Genomic DNA, 8,906 nt, shown 5'->3' with positions numbered 1-8,906 from the left:
GTAATACGAGGTAATGAGCTATGAGGCCAAAATACCGACGTACAGTAGAAATCCGTACCAAAACGGCACTGAGAAGCGGGCACAAACTTGAAGATCATACAAAAACAGCAACTTGCCGCCAGCAAAAGCATCCAGCGTTTCCGCCGGGTCAGGCTGTGATAAGCTAGCGTGACGCAGATGAATGAAATGAAGTATTGGGGGGAGTTGAACGGCATCAGGCGTCAGCGAATGGTTACGGTTTGGTGGGTGGCAAGCAGTCGGTCGCGCTCATCGCCGACTTCCCAGATTTCTACCTTGTAAGTACCTCCACGGAGCATCGCCTTAGGGCAGTCCGCCGTTCCGCTGGCGGGGGAGGAATAGAATAGATAAATATTTCGGGGCGATTTCAGTACCGCGTAGCGGTCGGGCTGCGGCTCGGTGGATTGTTCAGGTAGGTCGATGTGAACAGATTCCTCCGTTTCGCGCAGCGTGACTTTCGAAGTACCTTCCGTAAATTGTTGGGATAAATCCGTCTCGCCCCGGTGCACCAGGGGAGATGGTAGTTGGTACACGCCTTTTTCTGCCGTTCCCTGCAAAGTGCTGACCACCATCGGCTCAAAGGCAGTTCCCTTCGACGTGCCCAGTCCGATGCCGTTGTACCGTTGATTGAAAGCAAATGCCTGCCTTACTTTGCGAATCTTGGCTACCTCCGGCACAAAATGGTAGTAGGAAGATCCCCAAGCCAGCAGAGCGCCGAACAAAGCAAGGCTCATTACGTATTTTTTGTACTTTGACTGCACCAGCGAAATCAGCAGCAAATAGCAGATAGCGGCAAAGCAGCCCGGATAAAGTTTGTAGGTGCTCCAAAGTACGAGCTCGTAGTCGAAGCGTGTCCGAAAGAAGACTACCAATGCCATGCTGGCCATCAGGTAGGCCAACGACGCCAGCCAAAAGGCGTCGGCTCCGTACCGTTCCTGCTTGATCAAATATTGTTCAGAGAGGTAGCGTGTTATCCACATGCTTTTGGCCTTGTTCCAATAAACCGATTTGGTATAAAGCATTCCCAGCCAATACATCACAAACCCCATCAAAGCAGCTCCCATGGCCGCCGGACTCAGCATTCTCTTTCCAAAGGAAGCCGTCGGGAAAATGTCGAAGATTCCGCCCACCATCGCGCATAGTCCGACGAGTACTTTTAGTGGATTGGCCAGGATGTAGGTAAAGCCTTTCTCATTGCCCTGCACGAAATCATAGCCCGAGAAATAAAGGAAAATGGCAACCGCGCCCAGTCCCGTCCAGATCCCCAAATCTTTCCAGCGTCCCTGGAAAAGTAACAAAACTACCCCCGAAGGCCAGACCATCATACCGTTGCCCATGCTGAACGTATCGAGCCAGGCCACGGCTATCGCCAGCCAGAAACTTGGAGTACTCTGCCTGGCCAAAAGATGAAAAGCCAGGAACGACAGAAAAATGACCAACTGGTACTGCAAAGCCATGATCGTCATGAAGGTCATGGCGTAAAATTGCAGATTGAAAATCAGCAAAGCGGCAGGTAACAGCCAAAGTACCTTACTTTCTGTTTTCCTGAAATTCCTGACAATCAACCAGAAAATGCCTAGTACCGACAGATTGCCTATGAATGCCAGTACCCGAAAATTAATCGCACCCGTGACGCCCTGCTGCAAAAGTACCACCAACCGTGCGCCGACCACACGGTGTTCGTTGTTGGGTCGAAACAAAGCACTCAGTTTGCCGGATAAGTCATCAGCATCGAGCCAGTTGAGCAGGAAATAGGGAATATTCTCGATGTCGTCAAACCAGGGAATATTCAGGCTGTACGCGACCGAGACGACATAGAAAAGTACAATCGGAGCCACCACCAGCAGGATTGACCCGAAATGTACCTTTCTCGTGCTATGAGGGTCTTCAATCATTGGCATTCTCTTCTTGCAAATGAATTGCCTTCTTTCCAAAGTACCCAGCCATCAGCTTATTCCACCAGTGGTCGGGATTTTCGTTGAGATCGTCAATGTAAAGAGATTGAGGTCGATTTTGGAGAGCGGGGACATAAACGATCGGCTCGGAGGAAGACTTGATGAGGTCGTAGCGGTGGTACAATTCTGCATCATAAGCAGCCGCTTTTCCGCTGAGTAGATCAGTGTAAATTATCCGCACGCTGGAACTTCGATAGAGTGACACGATAACCTGCAAGCCCAACAGCGCCAAAAGAATGTACTGCGAAACCGAAGAAAGCTTCGGCATTTCACGCTTTTTACTCGTCCAGTGAAACAATACGCCTACCACATAAAACCAACCTACCAGAAAAAACAGATAGACTAAGTTGACCTCCCGCTCGGTGGGGTCGATCCCGATTCCGTAGTAGGAAGTAAACAACTGCGCAGCCAGAATGCCAACATACAGCAGGAAAATGTACCAAAAAGGTACCTCGAAGCGCGCGCGGGCCTGCGGTGTAATGCGTGAAAGTACCAGCAGCCATACCGCCGTAAAAAGCAGCAGAGGTGTTTTGGTAATCCAGTCCAAAGTCAGAATGCCTAACATTTGAAACGCATTCAGGAAAGAGGCGGGAATATTGCCGCCCAGCGGATTGCCACCCAGGCGCACATCCAATCCGGGTGCAGTAAAGTACAGCAAACAGCCAAGTGCCGCCGCTGCGACCACGCCAATCATCAAGCCATCGATCGTTCGGTGGAATAATATTCTATAGCCGCAATAGCCTGCAATTAAAATCAAGATAGTGAGTAAGCTAGCCTCACTGCTGCCAATAATGGCAAAAACCAAAAATCCCGCCAAGATTCCGGTCAAAATACGCATTGTATTGGTATCCAGACGATACCAGCGCAGGACGACGATGATCCAGCCAAAAGTAAGGATACTGGGAATGGTGTAGGTGACGAATGCGGCCATCCAGTAGAAAAAGCCTGCTACACTGGGCATTTTTAATATCAAAAGGAAATAAAGTACCCCAGCGAAGCCCAAATGCGCCAGCCGCGACAGTGTAGGCGTAAGGTGACGCGCCAGCCCGTAAAATGCAGCCACCAACCACAATAGAAGTATGACGGGCAAAACCTTAAATCCGATGACGGAATGAAATAGTAGCGGGTTGGAGTGGTTGAGCAGGATGCCGAAGTACCGACCCGTCCATCCAGTATAGTAGTAGTGCATTGCTTCCAGCCAGCCGAATTTGAAGACGGTGTCTATATAGCCGTAGTCGTCGGCGGCGGAGGGGTGATTGAAGTACGACAGCACGAGCAGTGGTAGCAGTACACTTACAAGCAGCAGCAAGTTGAGCGTGTTGCCGACTTTCCGGTGTTTCTTGAAAAGATCAGTCATGCACTACTTTTTCGATGATGTAGCGCGGACGCCCCTTTACCTCTTCGTAAATCTTACCAATATACTCCCCGATCAGCCCGATAGCCATCATATTGGAGCCGCTGAAAAAAGTGATCGGCAGCATCGTGGAGGTCCAGCCCGGTACCGTGAAGCCGAAGAGGTAAGAAGTTAGGATATAGACGACGATGGCCAGCGCGACCACGAAGTTGAAAACGCCGAAATAGAGTACCAACCGCATCGGGAAGGTAGAAAACGACGTGATACCGTTCCAGGCGAAGAGCATCATTTTCCTGACCGGGTATTTGGTTTCTCCAGCCAAGCGATCCAGTCTTTTGTAAAAAACCTTTTCACTCTTGAAACCCACCAGAGGCACGATACCGCGCAGGAACAAGTTGATTTCCCGGAAATTACCCAGTTCCCGAAGAACCCGGCGATCCATGAGCCGGAAGTCGGCGTGATTGAATACGACCGGAACGCCCATTTTCTGCATGACGGTGTAAAAACTCTCGGCGGTCACGCGCTTGAACCAACTATCTGAGGTGCGGTCGTTACGGACGCCATAGACGATCATCGCCCCATCGCGGTGCTTTTCGAGCATTCCGGTCATGGCGTGAATGTCGTCCTGCAAGTCGGCATCGAGGGTAATAAAGCAATCGTATTCGTCCACGTGGTGTTCCAATCCGGCCAGGATCGCGCTTTGGTGGCCGAAATTACGAGAGAGTTTCACGCCAATGACCGTGGGATCAGTCGCCGCAATTTCCTCTATAATCTCCCACGTACGATCGCGGCTACCGTCATTCACAAAGCAGATTTTGCTGTCCGGACTGATGAGGCCACTGCCGACAATGCCAGCAAAATAGTGCTTCAACGTCGCGTAGGTGTGATGCAGGATGGCTTCCTCGTTGTAGCAGGGCAGTACCAGCAGCAGGCGCGCTGAGTTCATAGGATGGTCGTTTGGTGGCGCAAAATTAGCAGGAAAAGCCGAACCCCCGAACTTCGGTAAAGTTTAAGCCGAGGCTCGCTTGCGCCGGAGCAAGATAGGATAAGCCAGCACGGCTCCCAGAATCACAAAAGTACCCAGGTAAAATCCAGCGGTCATTCGCTCTTTTTCTCCAAAAATAAGGAAGGCCAGCGCAATGCCATAGTCTGGCTCGAGGTTCACGGTTAGGCTCAGCATGTAAGCCGAAAACTGTTTCATCAAGTGCGTTCCCATCGAGTAGGCATAGACCGTGCAGACCAACGCTAAGGTCAGAATCCAGGGCCAATCGGCAAGCACGGGCCAGAGCGGCAAAGCATTGTTCAGTTGATATTTTTCTAATAAAAAGACGAAGAACAATGAGCAAACACTTGCCCCGATCATTTCGTAAAAAGTAATGACAAACGCATCGTGCCGCTTTACAAAATGGCTGTTGGCCACCGTAAAGCATGCCGCTAGCAGCGCTGATCCTAACGCCAGCAGCAGGCCCAGCGCGTGGTCGAACTCGAAACGAAAAACAATGTATAAGCCCGCCACGGCCACCAGCCCAAGTACTACTTCCAATGGGTTGACACGCTTCTTGCCAACAAGCGGCTCTACGAAACTAGTCCAGAGCGAAGTCGTGGACATCCCTGCCAAACAAACCGAAGCTGTGGAAATTCTCGCCGAGGCAAAGAATAAAATCCAGTGTGTGGCGAGTAGGGTCCCCACGGCCATCATCCGAAATGCCTGCCGACGACTGACGCGGAAATCTTTTTTTTGTAAAGAAATCACCACCGCTAACCCCAGCGCGGCCAATACCGTGCGGTACAGTACCAGGGCCGCAGGAGCAATCGTGACCAGCAAGCCCAGGATCGCCGTAAAGCCCCAAATCAGCACCAGAAAATGCAGCTGCAGATAGGAGCGTAACGGCGGCGATTCGTTCATCGGGGTAACGTTTTGAACAGCGCCAGACCCACAAACGTGAAAACAATGTTGGGCAGCCATACTGCCAGCAGCGTGTTGATATTCCCCGACTCAGCCACGCCCTTTGAAAGCAGAAAAAAGAGAATGTAGATGAACGCCAGCGCAAAGCCGAGCGCAATCTGTAATCCCACCCCTTGCCGACTTTTGCGCCCCGATACGATAAGGCCGATCGCGGTCAGAATCAGCATGGCGAAGGGCTGCGTGAAGCGGGTGTACTTTTCGATCAGATAAACTTCCAGACCGTCAGAACCGCGGCTTTCCAGTAGGGCGATGTAGTCGTTAAGTTCGGGCAACGTGAAGGTTTCGAAGAGGTTGTAATCGCTTTCAAAGTCGCTGGGTTTTAGATTGATGAGCGTGTCGAGTTCGGTGCCGAAACTTAGGGCTTCGTTTTTCTTCTCAAGGTCGCGGATGCGATAGTCTTTTAAGGCCCATTTATTTTTTTTTGGTTGCCACTCGATTTTGTCGGCGGTCAGTTTCTTTTTGAGTTCGTTACCTACCACGGTTTCCAGCGTGAATTTGTTGCCCGTTTTGGTCGTCACGTTGTAGCTTTCCAGATAAGCATAGACATTGGGCGCAACCTTGATGTGGACGTTGCGTCCGTCGAAATAAAACTCGTCTTTGACGTACTTTCGCTCAAATTCATTCCTGATTTTATTGGCTCTGGGCAGCACCCAGCCCACGAGCGCAAACATGACGCCACCGATGATCGTCGCCCCCATCAGGTAGGGTACCAGCAGCCGTCCGAAACTGATGCCACTGCTGAGGATCGCGATAATTTCGGTGCGGGCCGCCATGCGCGAGGTGAAGAAAACCGTGGCGATGAAGACCATCAGCGGGCTGATGTAGTTGACCCAGTAAGGAACCAGATTGAGGTAGTAGTCGAAAATGATCGCCGAGGTCGGGGCTCTCTTTTCCAGAAAATCATCCACTTTTTCGGTGTAGTCGATCATACAGATGATGAACACTATGACGAACGCCACGAAAATAAAAGTGACCAGCAAGTTTTTGAGGATGTAGCGATCCAGTATCTTCAATTCGGGGAGCCTCAGAGGCGTTGGACAAGTAAGTTTTTCGACACTTCCTGACTGATGAACAAGGTCTTGACGTCGTCAATAAGTACCAGCGCCGACTTGTCGTAGTCGTTGATCTCTTGTACCTCCATGCGGCAGCCCAGCATGATGCCCGAGCGGTCGAGGTGTTGCAGGAAGGGCGTTTCGTGATCTAAAACTCCCATCATTAGCACCTTTTCGCCTTCCGCCACTTCCGACAATTTTCGGTAGTCAGCGGTGGGCATATTGCCCTTGGCATCGGGAATAGGGTCGCCGTGCGGATCGAACTGTGGGTTGCCCAGAAACGACGCCAACCGATCCACTAAGCGGTCGGACGGGATATGTTCCAATTCCTCGGCGATGTCATGCACCTCGTCCCAGCCAAAGCCCAACGTTTCGACCAGAAACACCTCCCACAGACGATGTTTGCGAATAATTTTGAGAGCCAGCTTCTCCCCTGCCTCCGTGAGCGTGACCCCCTGGTACTTTTTGTAGTTTATCAGTTCCTTCTCCGCCAGCTTTTTGAGCATATCCGTCACCGAAGCCGCGCGGGTCGCTGTGCCTTCCGCTAAAGCATTGGTGCTTACCTCCGCGCCCTCGGGACCAGAAATATTATGGATAATTTTCAGGTAGTTTTCTTCGGTGAATGAATTCGCCATGACGAAAAGTTGAGATCGGCAGGAGTTAGTTGTGCTGCAAAAGTACGCTTTACCAACGGCAATTGAAAAAATTTAGGGCAGTCTAAAAATAAGTTTTTATCTTTGCGGCTTTCCTGAGAAGAAGTCGTCCGGCCTTAGACGTTTAATGAAAGGCACTTCAAAACGCAATGATCTGTCTATGAATGAATTGTTGACTTTTAATTTCATCACTCTGCCGCTTCAAAACAAACTCTTAAAAAATCTTAAATGAAAAGAAAAGTACTCCTTGAAGAAGAAGGCGCGCCGCTTCCCACCCAAATGCTACCCTCACTTCCGGAGGTACACGCTTCTATAAATGTCCCGGAGGGCAAAGGCTGGTGGAAGAAAATGGCGGCTTTCATCGGGCCTGGTCTGATGGTGGCAGTAGGCTACATGGACCCCGGCAACTGGGCCACCGATATTGAAGGCGGCTCCCGTTTCGGCTACACTCTGCTGTCAGTAATCCTGATTTCTAATCTCTTCGCGATGCTGTTGCAGCACCTTTCGCTCAAACTCGGCATCGCTACGGGTCGAGATCTGGCGCAGGCCTGCCGCGACTACTACTCGCGTCCGGTGTCGTTCGTGTTGTGGATATTATGCGAAATCGCCATTGCGGCCTGTGATTTGGCCGAGGTCATCGGGTCAGCCATAGCTCTGAATCTGTTATTTGGGATGCCCCTTGCCGTGGGCGTGGTACTTACGGGCTTCGATGTGCTGCTGATTCTGTACTTCCAACAGCGAGGTTTCCGGGTGCTGGAAAGCATTGTCGGCGGTCTGATCGCCCTTATCATGGTAAGTTTTATTTATGAAATGATCGTGTCGCAGCCTTCCATGGCTGGAATTTTGGGCGGATTGGTACCGCAGGCGCAGGTAGTTACGGACTCCACGGCCTTGTACATCGCCATCGGAATTCTGGGTGCTACGGTCATGCCGCACAACCTCTACCTGCATTCCAGTATCGTGCAGACCAGAAACTACAAGCGCGATGACGCAGGGAAGCGTTCCGCCATCAAGTTTGCTACGATCGACTCCACGGTATTTTTGGGATTGGCTTTTTTCGTCAACGCCGCCATTCTGATCCTTTCTGCCGCCACTTTTCACGAAAACGGTAACTTCGAAGTAGCCGACATTACCGACGCTTACCGACTGCTTGATCCTATGCTGGGGGCGAAATGGGCTAGCGTGCTTTTTGCCGTGGCCCTGCTGGCCTCGGGCCAGAATTCTACGCTGACGGGTACTTTGGCCGGACAAATTGTGATGGAGGGCTTCCTGAATCTTCGCCTCAAACCCTGGCTGCGGCGCCTCATCACGCGACTCATCGCGATTGTCCCGGCGCTTGTGGTGGCGATCATGTACGGGGAAGACGGCGCGGCGGAACTGCTGGTACTTAGCCAGGTCGTCCTATCGATGCAATTAAGTTTCGCCGTCATCCCGCTCATCATGTTCACGAGTGACCGCGCCAAAATGGGCGTCTTCGCCAACACAAAACGACTCAACATTATTAGCTGGGTCGTTGCTGCCATCATTCTGGTGTTGAACGGATACTTACTGTGGGATACGTTTTTTTAAGGGAGTACAGAGGTGCAGGGGCACAAAGAAAAAATAGCTTGCGCCAGCTTACTTTGTGCTCTTTACTCACTTTTCATACGGCAAAAGGAGAGCATCGAAGGTTCCGTTCAAAGTGCAGACTTTGTTAGGATCGGGGTTGTTCTTATCGTAAAACAGATGGTGCATGATGATAGAGAAACTACCCCGTATTTGCTCTTTGTCGTAGTGTTCTATATCCACTTGTCCTGCTTCAAACTCCCAGTGCTCGGGCCCGTTCACTAACTTCATGTAACAATAGACGAATTCCTCCGCCGCGACTAGCTGCGATACGGTTCGATGGGTATCCACATACAACCGGGA

At 51.1% G+C, this 8,906-nt stretch carries 8 protein-coding genes; 1 reads left to right on the top strand and 7 read right to left on the bottom strand.

Annotated features, from left to right (window positions below; all coding sequences use genetic code 11):
* Positions 1-221 precede the first annotated feature (221 nt).
* The 6 genes from ACEW8P_RS09415 to ACEW8P_RS09390 all read right to left on the bottom strand — a co-directional run bounded on the left by ACEW8P_RS09415 (position 222) and on the right by ACEW8P_RS09390 (position 6,980).
* Positions 222-1,913: a hypothetical protein gene (locus ACEW8P_RS09415; protein ID WP_373512831.1), complete on the bottom strand. Its 1,692-nt coding sequence runs from the start codon at positions 1,911-1,913 to the stop codon at positions 222-224.
* On the bottom strand, positions 1,906-3,330 hold the full coding sequence (locus ACEW8P_RS09410; protein ID WP_373512830.1) for a DUF6056 family protein: 1,425 nt from the start codon (positions 3,328-3,330) through the stop codon (positions 1,906-1,908). Before ACEW8P_RS09410 ends, ACEW8P_RS09415 begins: the two co-directional genes overlap by 8 nt.
* Positions 3,323-4,273 (bottom strand): glycosyltransferase family 2 protein, encoded by a 951-nt coding sequence (locus tag ACEW8P_RS09405; protein ID WP_373512829.1) that lies wholly within the window; start codon positions 4,271-4,273, stop codon positions 3,323-3,325. The genes ACEW8P_RS09410 and ACEW8P_RS09405 overlap by 8 nt, the downstream gene beginning before the upstream one ends.
* Before the next feature lie 63 nt (positions 4,274-4,336).
* Positions 4,337-5,233 (bottom strand): DMT family transporter, encoded by an 897-nt coding sequence (locus ACEW8P_RS09400; protein ID WP_373512828.1) that lies wholly within the window; start codon positions 5,231-5,233, stop codon positions 4,337-4,339.
* Complete coding sequence (locus ACEW8P_RS09395) at positions 5,230-6,306, bottom strand: LptF/LptG family permease (RefSeq protein ID WP_373512827.1); 1,077 nt, start codon at positions 6,304-6,306, stop codon at positions 5,230-5,232. Before ACEW8P_RS09395 ends, ACEW8P_RS09400 begins: the two co-directional genes overlap by 4 nt.
* Positions 6,307-6,317: 11 nt before the next feature.
* Positions 6,318-6,980 carry a metal-dependent transcriptional regulator gene (locus ACEW8P_RS09390; protein ID WP_373512826.1) on the bottom strand — a complete coding sequence of 221 codons (663 nt, stop codon included), beginning with the start codon at positions 6,978-6,980 and terminating at the stop codon, positions 6,318-6,320.
* A gap of 246 nt (positions 6,981-7,226) precedes the next feature.
* Between ACEW8P_RS09390 and ACEW8P_RS09385 the strand changes: the two genes are divergently transcribed.
* Positions 7,227-8,567 (top strand): Nramp family divalent metal transporter, encoded by a 1,341-nt coding sequence (locus tag ACEW8P_RS09385; protein ID WP_373512825.1) that lies wholly within the window; start codon positions 7,227-7,229, stop codon positions 8,565-8,567.
* 66 nt (positions 8,568-8,633) lie between these two features.
* Here ACEW8P_RS09385 and ACEW8P_RS09380 read toward each other — a convergent pair.
* The coding region (locus ACEW8P_RS09380; RefSeq protein ID WP_373512824.1) for a hypothetical protein at positions 8,634-8,906 on the bottom strand (273 nt) is incomplete at its 5' end.

Source organism: Persicitalea sp., from assembly GCF_041751555.1.
Lineage (GTDB): Bacteria > Bacteroidota > Bacteroidia > Cytophagales > Spirosomataceae > Persicitalea.
The sequence above is the reverse complement of the archived record's forward strand: the minus strand, read 5'-3'. Positions and strand labels throughout refer to the sequence as shown.

What these genes read in the sequence shown, in the direction of transcription:
- ACEW8P_RS09415 (WP_373512831.1), bottom strand. Translation starts at nt 1,913, where the DNA reads ATGATTGAAGACCCTCATAGCACGAGAAAGGTACATTTCGGGTCAATC.
- ACEW8P_RS09410 (WP_373512830.1), bottom strand. Translation starts at nt 3,330, where the DNA reads ATGACTGATCTTTTCAAGAAACACCGGAAAGTCGGCAACACGCTCAAC.
- ACEW8P_RS09405 (WP_373512829.1), bottom strand. Translation starts at nt 4,273, where the DNA reads ATGAACTCAGCGCGCCTGCTGCTGGTACTGCCCTGCTACAACGAGGAA.
- ACEW8P_RS09400 (WP_373512828.1), bottom strand. Translation starts at nt 5,233, where the DNA reads ATGAACGAATCGCCGCCGTTACGCTCCTATCTGCAGCTGCATTTTCTG.
- ACEW8P_RS09390 (WP_373512826.1), bottom strand. Translation starts at nt 6,980, where the DNA reads ATGGCGAATTCATTCACCGAAGAAAACTACCTGAAAATTATCCATAAT.
- ACEW8P_RS09385 (WP_373512825.1), top strand. Translation starts at nt 7,227, where the DNA reads ATGAAAAGAAAAGTACTCCTTGAAGAAGAAGGCGCGCCGCTTCCCACC.